Here is a 22,169-nt window from a genome sequence, read left to right as displayed (position 1 = left end):
TGGCAGATCAAAAACGCGAGTCTTCTCCGCCAAGCGGGGCAATGTCAATGAAATCAGTGCAATTCCTCGATTGTCGCGCTGCGGCGCGTGCCGCCGGCCGTCGCGCGTGGAACGTGCCCCGCCAGCATCGCGCGTGGAACGTGCCCGCCAGCATCCCGCATGGAACGTGCACAGCGGACACCCCGCTACTCTTTCCCGCAGCACGACGGTCAAACCTCACCCCCGCGACGGGGCACGGACCCCTCGCCGACCGGCCGGTCGAGGGTGCGGCTGCGTCCCCGGAACTCGGCCACCACCTCGTCGCCCCGGGTGACGGTCACGTCGTAGATGCCGCTGCGGCCGTACCGGACGCGTTCGCTGGCGTACGCGGTCAGCAGGTCGCCCTCGCGGACGGGGCGCAGGAAGCTGATCTCGCCGCCGGCCGCGACGGTGGCCGGGCCGTGGGTGTTGCAGGCCAGCGCGAAGGCGGTGTCGGCGAGCAGGAAGACGAAACCACCGTGGCCGATCCGGTGCCCGTTGACCATCCCGGCGGTCACCCGCATCCGGGCCACCGCCGCACCGCCGCCGGCCGAGACCAGCTCGATGCCGAGGCCCCGGGACGCCACGTCGGCGTCGAACATGTCATGGGCGGCCGTCCGGCCCGTCCCGCCACCACCGGCTCCTCTCTCCCCGGCGGGCTCGTTCTTCCCGCCGGCCGGGCCCTCCCCGGCGGGCTCCTTCTCCACGGCGGAGGCGGGCTCCACCCGCCCGGCCCGCCCGCCGCCGCGCCGCCTGCCGCCGGTCCGCCCGGCAAGGTCCGGTTCGCCGGGGCGTGGGCTGCGGTCCGGCACGGTTCCTCCTGTGGTCACCCGGCGCGACGACCGGGGCCGACGCCGGTCGCCGCTGCCGACCGTACGCGGGCGGAGCGGTGACCACCGGCCGCGGGGGGCGGGGCGGGCACCGCGACCTGCGGCGTCACCTCCTCCGGGCGGCGGGGGGAGGTCGGCCGGGCTATGCTCACGGACGTGTCGGCGGTGGGGCCCGCCGTCCCGGCGTCGACCGGGAGAACCGCGCCGGACGCGCCAACGGTCCCTGCCAGTGGTCCACGTACTGGTGGGGAGGTCCCGATGGCACCACGGTCAACGCGCCGCGTCGATCCCGACGTCGACCTGCACGTCCCGGCCGACCGGGGTGAGCTGACCGCCCGCCCGGCCGCCGTGCTGGGCGCGATCGCCGCCGGTGGGATGCTCGGGGCGCTGGCCCGCGCCGGGGTGCAGACGGCCCTGCCGTACGCCCCGACCGGTTTCCCCTGGTCCACCTTTGCCGTGAACGTCACCGGTTGCCTGCTGATCGGGGCGCTGATGGCGGTGCTCGGCCGGCGTCGGGTCGGCCCGCTGGTCCGGCCCTTCGTCGGGGTAGGCGTGCTCGGCGGCTTCACCACCTTCTCCGCGTACGTGGTGGACGTGCACCGGGCGCTGGCCTCCGGGGCCGCCGGGACGGCCCTGTGCTACCTGGCCGCCACCCTGGTCGGCGGCCTGCTGGCGGTCGTCGCCGGTGACGCCCTGGCCTCCCGGCTGCTGGACCGGCGCACCGGCCGGGAGGTCCTCCGGTGACCGTGCTGCTGATCGCGCTGGGCGCGGCGCTCGGCGCGCCGCTGCGTTACCTCACCGACCGCGCGGTGCAGGCCCGCCACGACTCCCGGTTCCCGTGGGGGACGCTGACCGTCAACGTCGCCGGCTCGCTGCTGCTCGGCGCGGTGGTCGGGATGCCCGTCGGGCCGGCGGTGACCGCGCTGGTCGGCACCGGCTTCTGCGGCGCGCTGACCACCTGGTCCACCTTCGGCTACGAGACCGTACGGCTGGCCCGCGCCGGTGCCCGGCGGCACGCGGTGGCCAACGCCCTGGTCAGCGTCGTCGCCGGGCTGGGCGCGGCCACGCTCGGCTTCGCCCTGGCCCAGGCGCTCACCGGCTGACCGGCGGGCCGGACCTCAGCGGACCGTGGTCACGTCCCGGCCGGCGTGCTCGTGGCCTCCGCCGTGCTCGTGGCCGTGCTCGTGGCCGTCGCCGTGCCGGTGGTGGTGACCATGGCCGTCGACCGGGTCGTCGGGGTGGTCGTGCGGGGTCTGCGGGCGGCCCACCTTGTCGGCGAAGCCGGGCATCGACACCCGGTACACGCAGGTGTCGCAGTTCATCCGGATGTCCCCGCCCAGCGCCTCGGCCTGCCGTTGCAGCACCAGGTCGGCCAGGGCGTCGCAGTCGCCGATCACCTCGGCGACCCGGATGTCGAGGTCGGGACGGTCGGCGGCGAACGCCCGCGACTGGTCCACGATCCGGTCCGGTAGCACCCCGGCGAACAGGAAGTACGGGGCGACCACGATCCGGCGGGCACCGAGCCGACCCAGCCGGTCCAGCACCGCCGGCACGGACGGCTCGGCCAGCGAGATGAAACCCGGCTCGACTCCGGCGTAACCCCGCCCCTCCCAGAGCAGCCGGGCCACCTTCGCCACCTCGGCGTTGGCGTCCGGGTCGGTGGCGCCGCGCCCGATCAGCGCCACCCAGGTGCCGGCCCGGTCGGCCCCGGCCAGCGCGGCGTCGATCCGCTGCTCCAGGACGGTGTGCAGCAGCGGGTGCGGGCCGAGCGGCCGACCGTACCGGTAGGTCAGGCCGGCGTGCCGGTCCCGCTCACGCGCCATCGCGGCGGGGATGTCACCCTTGCCGTGACCGGCGGCGGTGAGCACCAGCGGCAGCGCGACAAGCGACAGGTGACCCTGCGCGACCAGCGCGCTGACCGCGTCGGTCAACGGCGGCCGGGACAGCTCGATGAAACCACCCTCGACGTCGCCGACAGCGGCCCCGGCCCGGTGCCGGACCCGGTCGACGAGGGCCGCGAACTGACCGACCCCGGCCGCGCTGCGCGTACCGTGCCCGACGATGACCAGTGCGGTCATGATTCCTCCAGATAGAGCAGGGCGTTGAGGGCGGCGGCGGCGACCGCCGAGCCGCCCTTCTCGCCGATGTTGGACACGGCGGGCAGGCCACTGGCCCGCAACGCCGCCTTGGACTCGGCGGCCCCGACGAAGCCGACCGGCAGGCCGACCACAAGCGCCGGGGCGGCTGCCACCGCGATCAACTCGACAAGTGCGGTCGGCGCGCAACCGACCACCCAGACCGCCCCCGGGCCGACCCGGTCCAGGGCGATCCGGACGGCCGCCGCCGACCGGGTCAGCCCGGCCTCCCGGGCCAGGACGGCGGTGGCCGGTTCACCGACCGGGCAGACGATCTCCCGCCCCGGGTGGGTGATCCCGGCGGCCACCATCGCCACGTCGGTGACGATCGGCGCCCCGGCCCGCAGCGCGGCCAGCCCACCGGCCAGCGCCACCTCGTCGCAGACCAGGTCGGTGACGTAGTCGAGGTCGGCGCTGGCGTGCACCACCCGCTCGACGACCGCGCGGGTCAACGGCGGCAGCCGTCCCAGGTCCACCCGGTCCCGCAGGATCCGGTAGGACTCCCGTTCGATCGGGTGGACGACCCGGCTCACCGGCCACCCCCGGCGGTCGGTCGGGCGACGGCATGTCCGGTCATGGCGCTCCTCGCACATCGGTGGTGGCCCGGATCGCGTCCACCGGGCAGATCTCCACACACTCCAGGCAGCCGGTGCAGCGGTCGGCCCGGACGGTCAGCCCGCCGGGCACCGGCCGGATCGCGTGCGTGGGGCAGGTACGCAGGCAGGCCCCGCAGCCCTGACAGGCGTCGATCACCACCGGTGGGAACCCGTGGGCCCCCGCTGCCGCGCCAGCCGGAGCCACCCCGGGCGGGGGCACGGCGGGGATCACTCGCGCCACCGGTAGCCCCGGGGGGTGACCATCCGGCCGCCGACCAGCCGGGTCTGCGAGCTGCCCACCACCACCAGCCCGTACATGTCGACCACTGTCGGGTCGAAGGTGGCGAGGGTGGCCAGGTGGACCTCTTCGTCGGGTCGGCTGGCGTGACGTACCACGCCGACCGGGGTCTGCGGCGGGCGGTGCGCGGCGAACGTCTTCAGCACCGCCCCGAGCTGCCAGTGCCGGGCCCGGCTGCGCGGGTTGTAGAGCAGCGCGACCAGGTCCGCCTCGGCGGCGGCGGCGACCCGCCGTTCGATGACCGCCCACGGGGTGTGCAGGTCGGACAGGCTCAGGTAGATGTGGTCGTGCCCGATCGGCGCGCCGAGCAGCGCGGCGGCGGCCAGCGCGGCGGTCACCCCGGGCACTCCGACCACGTCGATCCGCTCGTCGGCGTACTCCAGGGCGGGGCTGGCCATCGCGTACACCCCGGCGTCGCCGGAGCCGATCAGCGCGACGGCCTGCCCGGCGGCGGCCTCGGCGACGGCGCTGCGGGCGCGTTCCTCCTCCGCGCCGAGCCCGCTGGCGAGCACCCGGGTGCCCGGCCGGAGCAGGTCGCGGACCTGGTCGACGTACTGGTCGAGGCCGACGACCACGGCGGCCCGGCGCAGTTCGGTGACGGCGCGCGGAGTACGCAGGTCGGCCGCGCCGGGGCCCAGGCCGACGATGGCCAGCCGGCCACGCGGTGCCTGCCGGGCGACCGCGACGGTGGCCATCGCCGAGGCGGTCTTCGGCACCAGCAGGGTGCCGCCGTCGTGCAGCGCCGCCGCCTCGGCGACGCTGGGCGTGCCCACCGCGGCCCGGACCACCTCGCTGGGGTGCGGCACGTCGACCGTCGCCAGCTCCGCCGCCGGCCAGGTCCGCAGCGGTACGCCGAGCACGTCGGCGGTGGCCCGGATGCCCTCCTCGTCGGCCTTGACGTCGACGCTGGCCAGGCAGCGCAGGCTGGCCGGGCTCAACCCGGCGTCGCCGAGCGCCCGGCACAGCAGCGCGTCGACCTCGGCGGCGTCCACCCCCCGGCTGGACCCCACCCCGGCGACCAGGGACGGCGGTCGCAGCACGGCGGTCCGGCCGTCGACCGGCACGACCCGGTCGGTGACCAGCACCCGGAACCCGCCTTCCACCCCCACGCCACGATCCGGGCCGGCGGTGGGCTCCGGTCCGGCCGGTGCCTGCGGGTGAGGCGCGGTGGACGGGTCCACGGCGGCCGGGTGGACGAGGTGGACGTTCGGCGGCAGGGCGGGCAGCGGCCAGACCGCGTCGGCGACCAGCCGGACCGGTTCGCCGTCGAGGATCGCCCGGGACACCGCCGCCACCGCCCCCTCGACCGGCCAACCGAGGGTGTCCAGGCCGGGCAGGTCGACCGCGTCGGTGGCGGTGGTGACCACAGGTCGGGCGTCGAGCAGCGCGGCCACCTCGGCAGCCAGCGCGTTCGCTCCCCCGGCATGGCCGCCGAGCAGGGCGACGGCGTGCCGGGCGGCCTCGTCGACCACCACCACCGCCGGGTCGGTGCGCTTGTCACCGAGCACCGGCGCCAGGATCCGCACCACCGCCCCGGTGGCCAGGAACGCCACCACCGCGTCGTACCCCGCCCAGGCCTCGCGCAGCGCGTCGGCGACCCCGTCGGCCTCGACGAGTCGGGCGTGCGGCCACGCCGCGGCCAGGGTGCGGGCGTGTCGGCGACCGGCGGCGGTAGCCGCGACGAGTCCGATCCGGTGCGGGCCGGTGCCGGTTTCGGGCGTTCCCCGGTGCCGGCGTGGTGCGGTGGCGGTCACGGGCGCTCCCCGGTGAGGACGACCACCGGGTTGGTGGCCGCGAGTCGGATGGATCCGCCGGGCAGGTCGGCGAGGCGGGCGGCGGTGAGCTGGCTGCCCGTCACCGGGTAGCCGGCCGCGCGCAGCAGGTGCACCGCCGGGGCGACCCGGTCCAGGGCGGCGAGGGTGACCACCACCCGGGCGGGGCGACGGTCGACGACGGCGGCCAGCACGTCGGTGCCCCCGCCGCCGACGAAGACGGCGTCCGGATCGGGCAGCGCACCCAGCACGGCTGGTGCGTCACCGGTGACCACCCGGACGTCGACGCCGTGCCGGGCGGCGTTGTCGGCGATCGGGGCAGTCGGATCCCGCTCGACGGCGATCACCGCCGCGCCGAGCAGCGCGCACTCGATGCCGACCGACCCGCTGCCCGCGCCGACGTCCCAGACCAGCCGGCCGAGCCGGGGGCGCAGCCGGGCGACGGCCAGCGCCCGTACCTCGGCCTTCGTGATCATCGAGTCCCGGTGCCGGTACGCGGACTCGGGCAGCGCCCACCCGTCGACGGGCGCGGCGGCCGGCTGGTTGTCCGCCCGCACCGGCCCGACACCACCCGGGCCGTGGCTGCCCTCCGGGTCACCGGTCCCGGCGGCGGTCGGGGTCAGGCTGAGCAGGACGTGCGGGTCGGCCCAGCGGCGGGTGGCGGCCTGCTCCGGGGTGGTCCAGGTGACCCGCTCGGCGGCGCTGCCCAGGTGCTCGGCGACCACCAGGCGGCGGGACCAGCCGACCAGCCCGGCACCGATCTCGGCGGCCCCGGCACCCGGCGCGGTGAGCACGGCGACGGCGGGCAGCGCCCGGCAGGCGTTGAGCGCGGGGCCCAGCTCACGCCCATGGGCGGTGACCACCACCGCGCCGTCCCAGTCGAGGCCGGCACGGGCGAACGCGGCGGCCACGCTGGACACCGCCGGCAGCACCCGCACCGGCAGTCCGGCGACGCGCAGCCGGCGTACCACGCCGAAGAACCCGGGGTCGCCGCTGGCCAGCACGACGGCCGGCTGCCCGGCGGCGTGGGCGGCGGCGAGCCGGTCCAGCGCGGGGGCGAGCGGGCCGAGGGTGACGGTGTCGACGCCGGGCGGCACCGGCACGGCGGCCAGGTGCCGGGCCGCCCCGACGACCAGCCCGGCCCCGGCCAGGGCGGCGAGCGCCGGCGGGGGCAACGACCGACCGGCCGCGTCCATCCCCACCACCACGACCGGCTCCGGCCGCAGCACCTCGACCAGCGGCACCGATCCGGACCCGCTGGCCACCGGCTCCGGTCCGGTCCCAGCCGGCATCGGCGAGCGCGTCATGCCGGCCACCGGCCGGAGGAGGCGACCAGATGGTCACCGGTGAAGTCGACCATCGCCACGTCGACGGTGGGCACCGGTCCGGCGAAGCGGCGCAGCACCTGGCGGACCCGGCCGCAGAGCAGGTCACCGGCGGGCCGCAGCAGCCCGGCGGCCTCCCACAGCTCGTACGCGTGCCGGCCGGTGTTGGCCGCCAGCACCGCCGCGACCAGGTCGGCGTCGCCACCCGCCTCGGCGGTGACCGCGCCGAGCAGGGACAGGTCCACCTTCGAGCGGGTGTAGTGGGTCATCAGGATGCCGGCGGCGAGTTTCGCCAGCTTGCCGGCCATCCCGACGAAGACCACCCCGGTCATCGCGTCGCCGACGGCGGCGGTGACGGCCGCGCCGGTGAAGTCACCGACCTCGACGAAACACACCTCGGGCAGCTCCGGCAGCAGCGTGCGGGCGGCCCGTTCGGTGCGCCCACCGGTGCACAGCACCACGGTCCGCTCCCCCTGGGCGGCCATCACGTGCACCGCCTGCACCACGCTGGCCCGCCAGGAGGCGGTGGAGAACGGCCGGACGACGCCGGTGGTGCCGAGGATCGAGATGCCGCCGACGATGCCGAGCCGCCGGTTGGTGGTCCTACGGGCCATCACCTCACCGCCCGGCACGCTGATCACCACCCGGACGCCCACCTCGGTCAGGTCGACCACCTCGGCGACGGCCTGGCCGATCATCCGCCGGGGGGTGTCGTTGATGGCCGGCCCGCCGACGGCGAGGCCGAGCCCGGGTCGGGTGACGGTGCCGACGCCGGAGCCACCGGCGAGGTCCAGGCCGGGCCGGGGCCGCCAGCCGACGGTGGCGGTGAGGTGCGCGCCGTGGGTGACGTCCGGGTCGTCCCCGGCGTCCTTCACCACCACCGCCTCCGCCCGCGGGTCGGGCGGTCCGCTGAGGTCGCAGCGGGCGACCGGGAAGGACACCCGCCGACCGGCGGGCAGCCCGATCTCCACCTCCCGCTGGGGAACCCCGGTGACCAGGGCGGTCACCGCCGCCTTCGCCGCCGCCGTCGCGCACGCGCCGGTGGTCCAGCCGGTCCGCAGCGCGACCGGCCGGACCTTCGCGGTACGCGGCAGGTCCGGCTCGCGCAACGGCGGCTCGGCGTACGTCACGGTGTCGCGTCCCCCGGTCCGGCGGCGCGGGACCGGCGCAGCTCGGCGCGGGCGGTCGGCTCGGCCCGGCGGAAGGTGTGGAAGTGCCCGGGGTGGTAGAGGTGCGAACGGGTGCCGCTGGCGGCGAGCGCCGGGCCGACCAGGAACAGGGTGTGCTTCCACAACCGGTGTTCCCTGACGGTGGCCGCCAGGTCGCCGAGCGCGCACCGCACCACCAGCTCGTCCGGCCAGGTCGCCTGGTAGGCCACCACGACCGGGGTGTCGGCCGGGTAGCCGCCGGCGAGCAGTTCGGCCTGGGCCTGCCCGGCGCGGGCGGCGGACAGGAACAGCGCCATGGTGGTGCCGTGCCGGGCGAAGTCACGGACCCGCTCCCCCGCCGGCATCGGCGTCTTACCGCCCTCCAACCGGGTGAGGATCACCGACTGGGCCACCTCGGGGATGGTCAGTTCCCGGCCGACGATCGCGGCGACGGCGGTGAACGAGGAGACCCCGGGGACGATCTCCACGGCCAGGTCGAGGGCCCGGCACAGGTCGAGCTGCTCCTGCACCGCACCCCAGAGCGCCGGGTCGCCGGAGTGGATCCGGGCCACGGTGAGCCGGTCGGCGGCGGCCCGCCGGTAGAGCGGCAGCACCCCCTCGATGGGCAGCTGCGACGAGTCGACGATCTCGGCGTCGGGGCGGGCGTGTGCCAGCACGTCGGCGTGCACCAGGCTGGCCGCCCAGATCACCACGTCGGCGTCGGCGATCACCCGGGCGGCGCGCAGGGTGAGCAGGTCGGCGGCGCCGGGCCCGGCCCCCACGAACCACACCTTTCCGGTGGACGTCACAGTTTTCCTCCCCGCCGGTCCCGGCGGGCCGGGACCAGCAGCGTCGACAGGTACGGCAGGTCGTCGTCGGCCGGCCCGACCGGCCCGATCCACTCACCGGGCAGGCCGAGCCCCCGGCCGAGCACCGCGTCGTCGAGCCGGCCCTGTCGGCGCAGTTCGTCGACCAGTTCCCGGTGCCGACGCCAGCCCTTGTAGACCACGACGGTGCCCGGCCCGGCGAGGGCGTCGGCGACCGGCGTCAGGCCGGCGGTGGCGGGCAGCAGGGTCAGCGGTTCCCGCCCCTGACACAGCGGGACGCCACTGCGGGCGGCCAGCTCCTGCATGGCGGTGACCCCGGGGACGGTGTGCACCCGCACCGCCGGGCGCAGCGCCCGGACGCCCTGGGCCAGGTAGTCGAAGGTGGAGTAGACGTTCGGGTCGCCGATGGTGGCGAAGGCGACCGACCGGGCACCCGAGTCGATCGCGTCGACCACGACCCGGGCGGCGGTGTCCCAGGCCCGTTGTCGACGTTCGGTCACCCCGCCCCGGTCGTCGAGGGCGAAGGGCAGCCGGCGCAGCCGGTCCGCCGGCACGTGCGCGCGGACCGTCGTCTCGGCCCGACCTGGGGGCGTCGCCGGGTCCGCCGCCAGCCGGTCCAGCACCGGTACGACCACCAGGTCGGCCTCGGCCAGCACCCGGACCGCCTTCAGGGTGAGCAGTTCCGGGTCCCCCGGCCCGACCCCCACCCCGGTCAACGTGGTGGCGGTCACCGGCTCGCCGCCTCGACCAGGCGTCGGGCGGCCCGTGGTCGACCCGCCCAGTGGGTGTGCAGGTAGGAGGCGTGCACCTGCCCGGTGACGAAACCGTGGGCGGTGCCGTCCCAGCGCCAGGCGGGTCGGTCGCCGTGACCGGGGTCGGTGACGGTGCGGTGGAACTCGTGGCCGCGTACCGGCTCACCGGCGGGGTGGACCGGGGAGTCGACGGCGGAGACCGCGTCGCGGTAGCCGAGGGTGAGCCGGCCGGTCATCCGGGCGTGGTGGTCGAGCCGGCCGCACATCGGCACCCCGTCCAGGGACCGGCCGAGGTAGAGCAGCCCGGCGCACTCGGCGACCACCGGCCCGGCGAAGCCGGCCAGCTCGGCGCGGAGCCCGGTGTTGGCGCTCAACGCCTCCACGTGCACCTCGGGGAAACCCCCGCCGATCACCACGGCCCGGGTGCCGGGCGGCAGCGCCGGGTCACGCAACGGGTCGAACGGGGCCACGGTCGCCCCGGCGGCGGCGAGCAGTTCGGCGGTCTCGGCGTACGAGAAGGTGAAGGCGGCTCCGGCGGCGACCGCGACGACCGGACGGTCCCCGCCGGCCGGGCCACCGACGGCGACTGTCGGATCCCAGGCGTCCACGGTCAGCGGTGGTGCGCTGCGGGCCAGGTCGAGCACGGCGTCCAGGTCGATCGTGGACTCGACGAGCCCGGCGAGCGCCTCGACGACGGCACGTGACTCAGGTGCCCGCTCGGCGACCGGCACCAGCCCCAGGTGCCGGGCGGGCGCGGCCACCTCCACGGCCCGGGTGACCGCCCCCAGCACCGGTACGCCGATCTCGGCGAGCGCGTCGCGCAACAGGGTCTCGTGCCGGGGCGAGCCGACCCGGTTGAGGATGACCCCGCCGATCCGCACCGCCGGGTCGAAGGCGCGCATGCCGAGCACCAGCGCGGCGGCCGAACGCCCCTGTGCGGTGGTGTCCAGGACCAGCAGCACCGGCGCGTCGATCAGCGTGGCCACGTGGGCCGTGGAGGCGTACCCGGCCCGGCCGACCGCGCCGTCGTACAACCCCATCACCCCCTCGACCACCGCGACGTCGGCGGGGACGGGGACGCTCGCGCCGTGTCGCAGCAGCGGGGCGATCAGCTCCTCCCCGACCAGCCACGGGTCGAGGTTGCGGCCCGGACGGCCGGCGGCGAGCGCGTGGTATCCGGGGTCGATGTAGTCGGGGCCGACCTTGTGCGGGCTGACCGCGAGACCCCGGCGGCGCAGCGCGGCGAGCAGCCCGGTGGCCACCGTGGTCTTGCCGTGCCCACTGGCCGGGGCGGCGACCACCACCCGGGGCAGCGCGGTCACCACTCGATGCCCTTCTGGCCCTTCTGGCCGGCGTCCATCGGGTGCTTGACCTTGGTCAGCTCGGCGACCAGGTCGGCCGCCTCGACCAGGCGCGGGTCGGCGTCCCGGCCGGTGATCACCACGTGTTGGAAGCCGGGCCGGTGGGTGAGGGTGTCGACCACCTCGTCGACGTCCACCCAGCCCCATTTCATCGGGTAGGTGAACTCGTCCAGGACGTACAGGCCGTAGCGCTCCGCGGCGAGGTCGCGTTGGATCTGCCGCCACCCCTCCAGCGCGTCGGCGGCGTGGTCGGCGTCGCCGCCGCGCTGGATCCAGGACCAGCCCTCGCCCATCTTGTGCCAGGCGACCGGGGCGCCCTGTCCGGTGTCGGCGTGCACCTGGCCCAGGGCGCGGAAGGCGTTCTCCTCGCCGACCCGCCACTTGGCGCTCTTGACGAACTGGAACACCCCGATCGGCAGCCCGGCGGTCCAGGCCCGCAGCGCCAGCCCGAACGCGGCGGTCGACTTCCCCTTCATCTGCCCGGTGTGCACGATCGTCAGCGGGCGGTGCCGCCGCTGCCTGGTGGTCAACCCGTCGGCGGGCACGTGCTCCGGTCTTCCCTGCGGCATCAGCGCACGCTCCGATTCGCTCCGACGGTGGCGAGGCCGGCCAGCGGGTCGGCGGCCACCGTGTCCAGGTGGTGGTGGGCCGCGCCGAGCTGACCGGCCAGCCGGCGGGCCAGGTGCAGCCGGACCGGGCCCGACTCGCAGTCGACCACCACACACGACGCACCGGTGGCGGCCAGCACGGCCGCCGCCCGCGCCGACCGCTCCAGCGGCCGGGTGCCGGCGGTGGCCCGGCCGTCGGTGACGACCAGCACCAGCGGACGCCGTCGCGGGTCCCGCAGCCGCTGCACCCGCAGCAGGTCGGCGGCGGCGAGCAACCCCTCCGCCAACGGGGTACGCCCACCGGTGGGCAGCTCGGCCAGCCGCGCCGACGCGGCAAGCACCGAGGAGGTGGCCGGCAGCAGCACCTGCGCGCCCGCGCCCCGGAAGGCGACCACCGCCACCGTGTCCCGGCGCTGGTAGGCATCGGTGAGCAGGGCGAGCACCGCGCCCTTCACCGCCGACATCCGTTGCCGGGCGCCCATCGACCCGCTGGCGTCGACCACGAACAGCACCAGGTTGCCCTCGCGGCCCTCCCGGACCGCCTCCCGCAGGTCGCCGGGGCGCAGCAGCAACCGGCCGCCGCACCGGCCCCGCCCGGCCTGGTGCGGGGCGGCGGCGCGCAGGGTGGCCGGCAGGTGCAGCGCGGCCGGCCGGCCGGCGGGCACCCGCGCGCCGGTGGTCCGGCCCCGCCCGGTCCGGGCCCGCGACCGCCGGCCGGGCACCCCGTCGCCCACCCCCGGCGCGGTGAACAACCGGGCCGTCATCCCCCGATGAGGTACGGCCACCGAGGAGGCGCCCGCCGCCGGATCACCGGGGCTCCCGGTGCCGCCCTGGTCGGGTCGCCCGGGACGGGCACCGCTGCGGTCGGCCGACCCGTCGTCGGGCCGTCCCGACCGACCGTCGGCGCACCCATCCGGACCACCAGCCGGGGAGCCACCCGGTCCACCTGGTTCGCCCGGTCCGCCGGAGCCACCCGGTCCACCTGGTTCACCCGGTCCACCCGGTTCACCCGGTCCGCCGGTGGGGTCACCGGGGCCGGTCGGGTCCGTGTCGGTCGGGTCCGTGTCGGGTGGGTCGTCGTCGGGGTGCTCGTCGCGGGCCCGCTGCAACGCCTCGTCGAGGCGCTTCTCGTCCAGCCCGGGGGTGTCGAACGGGTCGCGGCGACGGCGGTGCGGCAGGGCCAGCCGGGCGGCGACCCGGACGTCGTCGGCGGTCACCCGGTCCCGGCCCTGCCAGGCGGCGTGCGCCACGGCGGTCCGGGCGGTGACGATGTCGGCGCGCATCCCGTCGACGTCGAACGCGGCGCAGACCTCGGCGATCTGCCGCAGCGCGGCGTCGGGCAGCAGTACCCGGTCGAGCCGGTCCCGGGCGGCAGCCACCCGGGCGGCCACCTCGGCGTCGGCGGCGGCCCACCGGGCGGCGAACCCGGCCGGGTCGGCGTCGGCGGCGAGCCGGCGACGCACCACCTCCACCCGGACGGCCGGATCGCGGCTGGCCACCACCTCGACGGTCAATCCGAACCGGTCGAGCAGCTGCGGGCGCAGCTCCCCCTCCTCCGGGTTCATCGTGCCGACCAGCAGGAACCGGGCTGCATGGCTGACCGAGACACCCTCCCGCTCGACGTGGCAGCGGCCCATCGCGGCGGCGTCCAGGAGCAGGTCGACCAGGTGGTCGTGGAGCAGGTTCACCTCGTCGACGTAGAGCACCCCCCGGTGGGCGGCGGCGAGCAGGCCGGGCTCGAAGGCGCGTACCCCCTCGGCGAGGGCCTTCTCCAGGTCGAGCGAGCCGACCACCCGGTCCTCGGCGGCCCCGACCGGCAGCTCCACCAGCCGGGCCGGCCGCCGCTCGACCGACGCCGCGTGCGGGTGGGGGCCGTCCGGGCAGGTCGGGTCGGGGGCGGCCGGGTCGCAGCCGAACCGGCAGCCGGCGACCCGGTCCACCGGCGGCAGCAGGGCGGCGAGGGCGCGGACGGCGGTGGACTTGGCGGTGCCCTTCTCGCCCCGGACGAGCACCCCGCCGATCGCCGGGCTGACCGCGTTGAGCAGCAGCGCCAGCCGCATGTCGTCCATCCCGAGCACCGCCGAGAAGGGATAACCGCCCACTGTTGTCGGGGGACTCACTGTGCTGCCCTCCGCTCGCGACTGCGGGGCTCGCAAACCCGGCTCGCTCCTCGCGCTCACTGTCCCCCCTCCGCTCGCGACTGCGGGGCTCGCAAACCCGGCTCGCTCCTCGCGCTCACTGTCCCCCCTCCGCTCGCGACTGCGGGGCTCGCAAACCCGGCTCGCTCCTCGCGCTCACTGTCGCTCCTCCAGGTCGCCCTCGGTGGCCAGGTACGTCTCGCGGAGCCGGTCCAGGGTGGCGGGTTCGGGTGCGGCCCACAGTCCACGTTCGGCGGCCTCCAGGAGCCGTTCGGTGATGCCGCGCAGCGCCCACGGGTTGGACCGCTCCAGGAACTCCCGGGTCGGCGCGTCGAACAGGTACGCCTCGGCCAGGTGCTCGTACATCCAGTCGTCGACGACACCGGCGGTGGCGTCGTAGCCGAACAGGTAGTCCACGGTGGCGGCCAGCTCGAACGCGCCCTTGTAGCCGTGCCGGCGCATCGCGGCGATCCACTTCGGATTCACCACCCGGGCCCGGAACACCCGCCGGGTCTCCTCACCGAGGGTGCGGGTACGCACGTCGTGCGGCATCGCCGAGTCGCCCACGTAGGCGGCCGGGGTCGCCCCGGTGAGGTGCCTGACCATCGCCACCATCCCGCCGTGGTACTGGAAGTAGTCGTCGGAGTCGACGATGTCGTGCTCGCGGGTGTCCTGGTTCTTCGCCGCCACCGCGATCCGGGCGAAGGAGCGTTCCATGTCGGCCCGCGCCTCCCTCCCGTCCAGGCCCCGGCCGTAGGCGTAGCCGCCCCAGACGGCGTACACCTCGGCCAGGTCGGCGTCGGTACGCCAGTTCCGGGCGTCGATCAGCGGCAGCAGCCCCGCCCCGTACGCCCCGGGTCTGGAGCCGAAGATCCGGGCGGTGGCCCGCCGCTCGTCACCGTGCATGGCGACGTCGGCGGCCACGTGCGCCCGCAGGTAGTTCTCCTCGGCCGGCTCGTCGAGGGCGGCGACCAGCCGTACCGCGTCGTCGAGGAGGGTGACGACGTGCGGGAACGCGTCCCGGAAGAAGCCGGAGATGCGGACCGTGACGTCGACCCGGGGGCGGCCCAGCTCCGCCGGCGGCACCACCTCGACGCCGGTGACCCGCCGCGACCGGTCGTCCCAGACCGGCCGGCAGCCGAGCAGGGCCAGCACCTCGGCGATGTCGTCACCCTGGGTACGCATGGCGCTGGTGCCCCAGACGGTCAACCCGACCGAGCGGGGGTACTCCCCGGTGTCGGCGAGGTAGCGGGCGAGCAGCGAGTCGGCCAGCGCCACCCCGACGTCCCAGGCGTTGCGGCTGGGGATCGCCTTCGGGTCGACGGAATAGAAGTTGCGGCCGGTGGGGAGCACGTTGACCAGCCCCCGAGTCGGCGACCCGGACGGTCCGGGCGGCACGAACCGGCCGTCGAGCGCGCCGAGGGTGTGGGTGATCTCGTCAGTGGTGCGGTCCAGCCGGGGCACCACCTCGCGGGCGGCGAAGCGCAGCACCTCGGCGACGTCGGGGCAGGCCCGGCCGGTAACCTCCGCCACCACCGCGTCGGCGCGGGCGGCGTCCCAGCCGAGGGTCTCCATGCCGAGGACGAGTCGTCGCGCCAGCGCCTCGATCAGGTCCACCGCGTCGGCGGCGGTGGCCGCCGGCCCGTCGACCACATCAGTCAGTGCCGCCGGCACCGTCACCCGCGCTCCGGGCTCGGCGAGCAGCGTCTGCTCGTCCAGGCCGTAGCCGGCGGCGAGGGCCTGCCGCAGGCCGGGCAGCACGTGGGTGCCGCCCCAGACCTGGGGGGCGCGCAGCACGGCGAGGACGAGGTTCACCCGGGGCTCGCCGGTGGGCACCTCGGCCAGGATGTGCAGCCCGTCCCGGATCTGCACGTCCTTGACCTCGCACAGGTAACCGTCGAGGTGCAGCACGAAGTCGTCGAAGTCGTCGGCGGCGGGCATCGCCTCGGTGTGCAGGTCGTGGTGCAGTTCGGCGGCGCGTACCAGCTCCCAGATCTGCCCCCGGACCACCGGCACCTTCGCCGGGTCGAGGGCCTGCACGGTGGCGTACTCGTCCAGGAGCTGTTCGAGCTTCGCCAGGTCTCCGTAGGTCTCGGCGCGGGCCATCGGCGGCACCAGGTGGTCGACCACCACGGCGTGCGCCCGCCGCTTGGCCTGGGTGCCCTCACCTGGGTCGTTGACGATGAACGGGTAGACAAGCGGCAGGTCGCCCAGCACGGCGTCCGGGGCGCAGTCGGCGGCCAGGCCGAGACCCTTGCCGGGCAGCCATTCCAGGGTGCCGTGCTTGCCGAGGTGCACCACCGCGTCCGCGCCGAACCCGCCGTCGCCGACCGGTGCGGCCAGCCACCGGTACGCGGCCAGGTAGTGGTGGCTGGGTGGCAGGTCGGGGTCGTGGTAGATGGCGATCGGGTTCTCGCCGAAACCGCGCGGCGGCTGGATCAGCAGGGTGACGTTGCCGAAGCGCAGCCCGGCCAGGACGATGTCACCGCCGTCGGTGTAGAGCCGGCCGGGTGGCTCACCCCAGTGTTCCCGCATCCGGTCCCGCAGGTCGACCGGCACCTGGTCGAACCAGCGCCGGTAGGTCTCCCCCGGCACCCGGGCCTCGGCGGCGGACAACTGTTCCGGGGTGAGCCACTCGACGTCGTGGCCACCGGCGGCGATCAGCGCGTGGATGAGCGCGTCCCCGTCGGTGGGTGGTGGCGCGTCGCCGAGGTGGTAGCCGGCGGCGGCGAGGGCGGCGAGCAGCCGTACCGCCGAGGCCGGGGTGTCCAGCCCGACGGCGTTGCCGACCCGGGAGTGCTTCGTCGGGTAGGAACTGAGCACGATCGCCAGCCGCTTGTCGGCGTTCGGCAGGTGCCGCAGCCCTGCCTGCCGAACGGCTATCCCGGCGACCCGGGCGGCCCGTCCGGCGTCGGCGGCGTAGACCGACAACCCGTCGGCGTCGACCCGTTTGAACGAGAACGGCACGGTGATGATCCGGCCGTCGAACTCGGGGATGGCCACCTGCATCGCCGCGTCCAGCGGGGAGATTCCGGCGTCGCTCGCCGCCCACTGCTCGCGGGTGCTGGTCAGGCAGAGCGCCTGGATCACCGGTACGTCCAGGGCGGCGAGCGCGCCGACGTCCCAGGCATCCTCGTCACCCCCGCCGGAGGCGTCGGCGGCGACCGTCCCACCGGCGGCGAGGACGGTGACGACGAGCGCGTCGCAGCGGGCGAAGAGGTCCAGTGGCCCGTCACCGGGAGCGAGCCCGCGCAACGAGCCGCAGAAGATCGGCAGCGGGCTCCCCCCGGCCGCGTCGACCGCCTCGGCGAGGGTCTCGACGAAGCCTGTGTTGCCGGCCAACGCGTGCGCCCGGTAGAACACGATCCCCACCGTCGGCCGCCCGTCGCCACCCACCCGCCACCCGGCCTGCCCGGCCTGCCCGGCCTGCCCGGTCGGCGCGGTCAGCCCGGCCTGCGCGGCCTGCCCGGTCTTTCCGGCGTGCGCTGGCGGCTCGGCCGGGCGGGCGGCTTCAGCCGGGTTGGTCGGGCGTCGGTGGTCGAGGATGCCGTACGGCGGGGTGGGGGCGGGCGGGTCGAAACCCTCGCCGGTGAGCAGGACCGTGTCGGACAGGAACCGGGCCAGCTGGGCCAGGTTCTCCGCACCCCCCTCGACCAGGTAGGACAGTGCCTCGGTGGCCACCCCGGAGGCCACCGTGGAGGCCGCCATCAGCTCCGCGTCGGGCACCGCCTCGCCACCGAGCACGATCGTGGGCACGCCGGAGCCGAGCACTGCCGCGAGGCCGTCCGGCCACGTCTGCCGACCACCGAGCAGCCGTACGACGGCCAGGTCGACGCCGTCGAGCAGCGCCGGCACGGCATCCGCGCCGACCCGGGCGGGGTTGGCGAGGCGGTAGCCGGCGGCGCTGGCACGGGCGGCGAGCAGATCGGTGTCGGCGGTGGACAGCAGCAGGATGCGCACGGGCAGCTCCGGAGAGTGACACCCGGTCGACCGTCGTGGTGGGTCGCGCGGGTTGGGAATGGATGCCGGCCCGGTCAGCGCCGGCGACGGTACCGGTTCACCCACGCCGAGCGGCGGAAGGAGTCGGGGAGGTCGCCACAGGCTGCCGGCGGGCAGGCCGGAACAGCTCCGTCAGCGGTACGCGGCGGACCGACCGCGCCACCGACTGCCGGGCGACGCCGCAACCCGACCCGTCGCCGACGCAACGATCCGGCCCGTCGCCGACGCGGCGCGGCCCCACGCCGGCACGGCAGCACGACTCGTCGGCGGCGCGGTGCGGTGTGGCAGACGACCAGCGGTGCCGGCTCGGAGCGGCACCGGCTCGGTCACGGCGCTGGAATCACCGACCGTAATCGGATCGGCGGCGGTGGAGACGCTGCGCGTCATCGGATCCTCCTCGGGTGTCCACGCCCTGGGGTTCTCCGACGGCCGAAGTATCCTGGCTTCCGGATCGACGCTCACCCCCGGTCTTCCAACCGCGCACGCACGGCCGTGACACACGAGGGGGGATCGCTCCCCGGTGACAGTGGCGGGACCGCGTCGGAATCACACCGACTTCCTTCACTGCCGTCAGGCCGCGAATGCTGCCACACTCCTCGCCCCGAGGTCAACGACGCCCGACCGCACCGGCCACCGATCAGCCCGCCGGCTACGAGTCAGGGAGACGAGACCCCGACGAGGCAGACGCGCCACGACGAGCAGACGCGCCACCGATCCACGCAGCCATGACACCGGCGAGCAGACGTGCCATCAAGGCGACCCGGCTGCGCACCGACCGGCGGCCGGGTTTCTCCTCCGCCCCCTGTCGAGCTGATGACGTCAACGACTCACGCCGAGCCCGCCTGAACCGGGCCGTCGGTGCCCCTCGCTGTCGCCGTCGCCGTCGCCGTCGCCGTCGCCCTCGCCCTCGCCCTCGCCCTCGCCCTCGCCCTCGCCCTCGCCCTCGCCCTCGCCCTCGCCCTCGCCCTCGCCCTCGCCCTCGCCCTCGCCCTCGCCCTCGCCCTCGCCCTCGCCCTCGCCCTCGCCCGGATGATGGTCCTTCCGGCTCCTCCTCACCCACTACCGCTGAAGATCACGCTCGATCCATGTTTGAGTGGTCTCGAAGCGCTTGGATGCCACTCGAACATGGACAACACCGTTGCGTCAGGTGGAACGGCTGTTCGTCAACCACCGCTGCCTCGCCGATCATGGAGTTGTGGTGGGTAACAGAACGCCCGTAAAGCCACCAAAGTCGGCACCACCACTCCATGATCGCCAAGCGGGCCCACCCCGCTCCCCGATCGGGCACTTCCTGTCCCGGGTTGACCAGCCGCCCATGGCGTTAACGCAACGGTGTTGCGAACATGGATCGAGCGTGATCTTTCACCTCGGAGCCACGTGCCGCCCGCGATGCGTCGTACATGGGCGGGCCGCTACCGCGCGGGCTTGCGGGGCTGGACACGCGGGGGTCCCGAATCGGACCCGAGGCCGCGAACGGCGTTCAACGAGTCCGCCGCCTAGCAGGCGCGGCGCTCAGCAGACCCAACGCTCAACGGGCCCGACGCTCAGCAGACCCAACGCTCAGCAGACCCAACGCTCAGCAGGCCCGACGCTCAACGGGCCGATGCTCAACGGGCCCGACGCTCACCGGGCCCGGCGTTCCGGGTGGGCCCGGTTCCAGGCCCGCATTCGCTCCGGGTAGCCGGTCTTGGCAGCCTCGTAGAGTGGCACCGCGTGCCGGTGAGCCAGCTTCGCCGCTGTCCGCGGTGAGCCGGTACGACGGCGAATCCACTCTCCGTCATGCGCGATCGCCACGACGGTGGTGTCGGTGGCGGTGGTCTCCGGTTCGAGATAGAACTCCACCCCACGGTGGGCCGCCACGAAGTCCTCCAACGCGGTCAGGTCCTCCCGGGTGGCCTCCCGGTCGAGCTTCGTCGGAACACCCTCGTCGACCCGGGGTCGCCGGCTGAACCAGCCCATCTGCCCGTCCTCTCCTCGACGTCCCTCCAGTGGAGCATCCCTGCCTGGCAACCCGCTGCGAGCCGCGTGACAGCCGGCTGAACACGGGCGGAGCATCAGCCGGGCACGGCACGGACACGAGCGGAGCATCAGCCGGGCACGGCACGGACACCCGAGCGGAGCATCAGCCCAGGGCGGCCAGGTCGTCGGGGGTGAGGCGCAGCGCGGCAGCGGCCACGTTCTCCTCCAGGTGGGCGGGATCTCCGGTGCCGGGGATGGCCAGCACGTGCGGGCCCTGGTGCAGGGTCCAGGCGAGGCGGACCTGCTGCGGGGTGGCCCCGTGGGCGCGGGCGACGGCCTCGACGGGCGCGGAGTGGTCGATGCGCGCCCCACCCTCCCGGTTGCCGCCGGCGAGGGTGAAGTACGGCACGTAGGCGATGCCCCGCGCGCCGCACTCACGGACCATCGCGTCCTGGTCGGTGCGGTTGTCCAGGGCGTAGTTGTTCTGTACACAGACCACCGGGGCGATGGTCTGTGCCTCGTCGAGATGGTCGAGTCGGACGTTGGACAGGCCCAGGTGCCGGATCAGGCCGGCGTCGCGCAGCTCGGCCAGCGCCCCGAAGCGTTCCGCCATGGAGTCCGGCGCGGGGCGTTTGACGATCCGCAGGTTGACCAGGTCGAGGTGGTCGCGGCCGAGCCGGCGCAGGTTCTCCTCCACCTGGGCGCGCAGGTCGGCCGGGCCGACCGCCACCTGCAACCCGGTCGTCGGGTCGTACCGGAAGCCGACCTTGGTGGCGACGACCAGGTGGTCGGGGTACGGGGCGAGGGCGGCGCGGATCAGGTCGGTGGCGTACCGGGCGGGGCCGGTGCCGACCTTCAACGTGCCGCCCGGCGAGACGTAGAAGGCGGCGGTGTCGAGATGGTCGACGCCCAGTTCGACGGCCCGACGCAGCACGCGCAGCGCCCGGTCCCGGTCGGGATGGACGGTGATCCGCATCGAGCCGAACCCCATCCGGTGCACGGTGCGGTCACCCAGAGTCCAGCGGCCCGCCGCTGCGGCGGTGATCTCGGTTGGCATTCGGCGACCCTAACCAGCACCAGCGGCCTGGGTGATCGGCCACGCACCCGATACCGACGACGGTCGGTGACTGCTAGTTTTCTTGTGTCGGAGCGGTGGGCGTCGGGCCGGCCGGTGGCCGCGTCGCCGGCACCAGGGCCAGCGTCGGAATCAACAGCACCGGCACCACCAGCAGGGCGTGCAGGGTGCCGACGTGGTCGCCGAGCAGACCCAGCAGCGGCGGGCTGGCCAGGAACGACGTGTAGCCGAGCACCGCGACGACGCTGACCCGGGCGGGTGCCCGCTCCTCGTCGTCGGCGGCGGCGCTCATCCCGACCGGGAAGCCGAGTGACGCGCCCAGCCCCCAGAGGACCACCCCGACCACGGCGAGCGAACCGGAGCCGGCCAGCACCGCCAGCAACGAGCCGACGGCGGCGAGCAGGATCGTGCCGACCAGTACCGGGACCCGACCCCAGCGGTCGATGGCCACCGTGCCGACGGTCCGGCCGATGGTCATGCCGGCGACGAAGACCCCGAAGACGGCGGCGCCGGCCGCCTCGCTGACCCGGTAACCGTCGACGAAGGCGACCGCCAGCCAGTCGTTCGCGCTGCCCTCGGTGAACGCCATCACCAGCACCAGCGCGCCGATGAGCAGGGTGCGCGGCTCCCGCCACGCCGCGAGCAGGCCACCACGACGGGCCGACCCGCCGTCGGCGTGGACGTCGACCAGGAACCACCGGGCTCCGAGCAGGGTGCCACCGAGCACCAGCACCGCCAGCACCGTGAGGTGGGCGGCGATCGGCACGCCGAGCCGGGCCGCGCCGGCGCCGAGGCCCGCGCCGGCCACCGAGCCGAGACTCCAGGCGGCGTGGAACCGGGGCAGGATGGTACGGCCCAGCCGCTTCTCCACCGCCGCGCCCTCGACGTTCATCGCCACGTCGCAGGTGCCGGAGCCGTAGCCGAGGGCGAACAGGCCGACCGCGACGCCGGGCAGGGAGCCGAGCGGGCCGGCGGCGAGGCCCACCCCGGCCAGACCGGCGGCCACCAGCACGGTCGAGGTGACGACGGTGCGGGCCGGGCCGAGCCGCTGGGTCACCAGGCCGGCGCTGGTCAGCGCCAGCACCGCGCCGCCGGACATGGCCAGCAGCAGCAGGCCGAGCCGGCCGGCGCTGAGGCCGAGCGACTCGCGTACCGCGGGGACCCGGGCGAACCAGGTGGCCACGGCCAGGCCGTTGAGGGCGAAGACCACAGCGACACCGTTGCGGGCGGCCAGCACCGGCGGGGGTACGGCACTGTGGGGCTGGCTGGTGGTGACGTTCACGACGGTGGTGGTCCTTCCGGGTACGGCATCCTCGCCGTTGATCTCA

17 protein-coding genes, 2 pseudogenes and 1 riboswitch are annotated in these 22,169 nt (G+C 75.4%); of the genes and pseudogenes, 2 read left to right on the top strand and 17 right to left on the bottom strand.

What is annotated here, in order from left to right:
• Positions 1–209: 209 nt before the first annotated feature.
• Positions 210–620 (bottom strand): hydroxyphenylacetyl-CoA thioesterase PaaI, encoded by a 411-nt coding sequence (gene paaI / locus AC0AIB_RS17420; RefSeq protein ID WP_328348809.1) that lies wholly within the window; start codon positions 618–620, stop codon positions 210–212.
• A 486-nt stretch (positions 621–1,106) separates the two neighbouring features.
• Here paaI and AC0AIB_RS17415 point away from each other — a divergent pair, with 486 nt between their 5' ends.
• Positions 1,107–1,592, top strand: a complete 486-nt coding sequence (locus AC0AIB_RS17415; RefSeq protein ID WP_465097067.1) for a fluoride efflux transporter FluC — start codon at positions 1,107–1,109, stop codon at positions 1,590–1,592.
• Positions 1,589–1,951 carry a fluoride efflux transporter CrcB gene (gene crcB, locus AC0AIB_RS17410; RefSeq protein WP_465097066.1) on the top strand — a complete coding sequence of 121 codons (363 nt, stop codon included), beginning with the start codon at positions 1,589–1,591 and terminating at the stop codon, positions 1,949–1,951. Before AC0AIB_RS17415 ends, crcB begins: the two co-directional genes overlap by 4 nt.
• A 93-nt stretch (positions 1,952–2,044) precedes the next feature.
• On the opposite strand, the pseudogene AC0AIB_RS17405 reads toward crcB, so the two are convergent.
• From AC0AIB_RS17405 to AC0AIB_RS17330, 16 genes and pseudogenes are all read right to left on the bottom strand, one after another.
• A pseudogene (locus AC0AIB_RS17405) lies at positions 2,045–2,926 on the bottom strand (sirohydrochlorin chelatase); the annotation flags it as partial.
• On the bottom strand, positions 2,923–3,516 hold the full coding sequence (locus tag AC0AIB_RS17400; protein WP_328347544.1) for a precorrin-8X methylmutase: 594 nt from the start codon (positions 3,514–3,516) through the stop codon (positions 2,923–2,925). The gene AC0AIB_RS17400 and the pseudogene AC0AIB_RS17405, both read right to left, overlap by 4 nt.
• Before the next feature lie 67 nt (positions 3,517–3,583).
• A pseudogene (locus AC0AIB_RS17395) lies at positions 3,584–3,784 on the bottom strand (DUF362 domain-containing protein); the annotation flags it as partial.
• Positions 3,785–3,807: 23 nt separating this feature from the next.
• A complete protein-coding gene (cobJ, locus tag AC0AIB_RS17390) occupies positions 3,808–5,631 on the bottom strand; it encodes a precorrin-3B C(17)-methyltransferase (RefSeq protein WP_465097065.1) in 1,824 nt (607 codons plus the stop codon).
• Positions 5,628–6,956 carry a precorrin-6y C5,15-methyltransferase (decarboxylating) subunit CbiE gene (gene cbiE / locus AC0AIB_RS17385; RefSeq protein WP_465097064.1) on the bottom strand — a complete coding sequence of 443 codons (1,329 nt, stop codon included), beginning with the start codon at positions 6,954–6,956 and terminating at the stop codon, positions 5,628–5,630. The genes cobJ and cbiE overlap by 4 nt, the downstream gene beginning before the upstream one ends.
• The gene (locus tag AC0AIB_RS17380) at positions 6,953–8,104 is read right to left on the bottom strand and encodes a cobalt-precorrin-5B (C(1))-methyltransferase (protein ID WP_465097063.1); all 1,152 of its coding nucleotides are present in this window, start codon (positions 8,102–8,104) and stop codon (positions 6,953–6,955) included. Before AC0AIB_RS17380 ends, cbiE begins: the two co-directional genes overlap by 4 nt.
• On the bottom strand, positions 8,101–8,931 hold the full coding sequence (gene cobM / locus AC0AIB_RS17375; RefSeq protein ID WP_465097062.1) for a precorrin-4 C(11)-methyltransferase: 831 nt from the start codon (positions 8,929–8,931) through the stop codon (positions 8,101–8,103). The genes AC0AIB_RS17380 and cobM overlap by 4 nt, the downstream gene beginning before the upstream one ends.
• A complete protein-coding gene (cobI, locus tag AC0AIB_RS17370) occupies positions 8,928–9,680 on the bottom strand; it encodes a precorrin-2 C(20)-methyltransferase (RefSeq protein WP_465097061.1) in 753 nt (250 codons plus the stop codon). Before cobI ends, cobM begins: the two co-directional genes overlap by 4 nt.
• Positions 9,677–11,023 carry a cobyrinate a,c-diamide synthase gene (locus AC0AIB_RS17365; protein ID WP_442930746.1) on the bottom strand — a complete coding sequence of 449 codons (1,347 nt, stop codon included), beginning with the start codon at positions 11,021–11,023 and terminating at the stop codon, positions 9,677–9,679. Before AC0AIB_RS17365 ends, cobI begins: the two co-directional genes overlap by 4 nt.
• Positions 11,020–11,631: a cob(I)yrinic acid a,c-diamide adenosyltransferase gene (cobO, locus tag AC0AIB_RS17360; protein WP_465097060.1), complete on the bottom strand. Its 612-nt coding sequence runs from the start codon at positions 11,629–11,631 to the stop codon at positions 11,020–11,022. The genes AC0AIB_RS17365 and cobO overlap by 4 nt, the downstream gene beginning before the upstream one ends.
• Complete coding sequence (locus tag AC0AIB_RS17355; RefSeq protein ID WP_442930747.1) at positions 11,631–13,850, bottom strand: VWA domain-containing protein; 2,220 nt, start codon at positions 13,848–13,850, stop codon at positions 11,631–11,633. Before AC0AIB_RS17355 ends, cobO begins: the two co-directional genes overlap by 1 nt.
• A 114-nt stretch (positions 13,851–13,964) precedes the next feature.
• Positions 13,965–17,663 (bottom strand): cobaltochelatase subunit CobN, encoded by a 3,699-nt coding sequence (gene cobN, locus AC0AIB_RS17350; protein ID WP_465097072.1) that lies wholly within the window; start codon positions 17,661–17,663, stop codon positions 13,965–13,967.
• A 576-nt stretch (positions 17,664–18,239) separates the two neighbouring features.
• A riboswitch (cobalamin riboswitch) is annotated at positions 18,240–18,369 on the bottom strand.
• Positions 18,370–18,626: 257 nt separating this feature from the next.
• The gene (locus AC0AIB_RS17345; RefSeq protein WP_465097059.1) at positions 18,627–18,863 is read right to left on the bottom strand and encodes a hypothetical protein; all 237 of its coding nucleotides are present in this window, start codon (positions 18,861–18,863) and stop codon (positions 18,627–18,629) included.
• Between the two features lie 567 nt (positions 18,864–19,430).
• Positions 19,431–19,766: a hypothetical protein gene (locus tag AC0AIB_RS17340; protein WP_328347562.1), complete on the bottom strand. Its 336-nt coding sequence runs from the start codon at positions 19,764–19,766 to the stop codon at positions 19,431–19,433.
• Positions 19,767–19,929: 163 nt separating this feature from the next.
• Positions 19,930–20,823: an aldo/keto reductase gene (locus AC0AIB_RS17335; RefSeq protein WP_328347563.1), complete on the bottom strand. Its 894-nt coding sequence runs from the start codon at positions 20,821–20,823 to the stop codon at positions 19,930–19,932.
• Positions 20,824–20,896: 73 nt separating this feature from the next.
• Positions 20,897–22,123, bottom strand: coding sequence for an MFS transporter (locus tag AC0AIB_RS17330; protein WP_328347565.1), 1,227 nt, complete (start codon positions 22,121–22,123; stop codon positions 20,897–20,899).
• Positions 22,124–22,169: the final 46 nt, after the last annotated feature.

The organism is Micromonospora sp. DSM 43699, from assembly GCF_055517075.1.
Note: the sequence above shows the minus strand (reverse complement) of the source record. Positions and strands in the feature narration are given on the sequence as shown.